The sequence below is a fragment of the Escherichia albertii NBRC 107761 = DSM 17582 genome, assembly GCF_000759775.1.
Classification (GTDB): Bacteria; Pseudomonadota; Gammaproteobacteria; order Enterobacterales; family Enterobacteriaceae; genus Escherichia; species Escherichia albertii.
On sequence record NZ_BBMY01000231.1, the window covers coordinates 1 to 776 of the forward strand.

A 776-nucleotide genomic window follows, 5' to 3' on the forward strand; every position below is an offset into this window, starting at 1 on the left:
CATACACTAAATCAGTAAGTTGGCAGCATTACCACCAATGGCTTATAATTTACAACAAGCCGGACATACTCTCTATTTTTCGACACATTTCGAACCCGCACCGCAAGAACTTATTGGGGAGCATGGCATTGTTTGTGCCACTCCCCATGAAGTCACGCAGAAATGTGAGATTGTCATCACCATGCTTCCTGACACACCTCATGTTGAGGATGTTTTTTTTCATTCCCGGTATGGCGTAATACACGGTTTAAGCCACGGGAAAATTGTCATCGATATGAGTTCAATTTCTCCGGCCGCCACAAAAGTATTTGCGCAACGTATTATCGCAACAGGTGCGGAATATATTGATGCGCCAGTCTCTGGTGGCGAAGTAGGTGCAAAAGCCGGAACGCTTTCCATTATGGTCGGCGGGCCTGAAGACGTGTATTTGCAAATCAAACCAATTCTGGAATTGATGGGCAAAAATATCACCCTGGTCGGTAATGTAGGCGATGGTCAAACGTGTAAAGTCGCTAACCAAATCATTGTCGCATTGAATATTGAAGCGGTAGCTGAAGCCCTGCTATTTGCCAGTAAATCAGGTGCCGATCCCGCTCGTGTACGTGAAGCTCTGATGGGCGGTTTCGCTTCCTCTCGTGTGTTGGAAGTTCACGGTGAGCGGATGATCAAAGGAACATTTGAACCCGGTTTTCGTATTAGCCTGCATCAAAAGGATCTGAATCTGGCGCTGGAGAATGCACGCCTGTTAAACACACCGCTTCCTAATACGGCGACGG

General features: G+C 47.0%; 1 protein-coding gene. It reads left to right on the forward strand.

Going from position 1 to position 776, the window contains the following annotated elements; all coding sequences use genetic code 11:
* Window positions 1-37 precede the first annotated feature (37 nt).
* A partial coding sequence (locus EA14781_RS22250; protein WP_042336421.1) for an NAD(P)-binding domain-containing protein occupies window positions 38-776 on the forward strand: 739 nt, incomplete at its 3' end.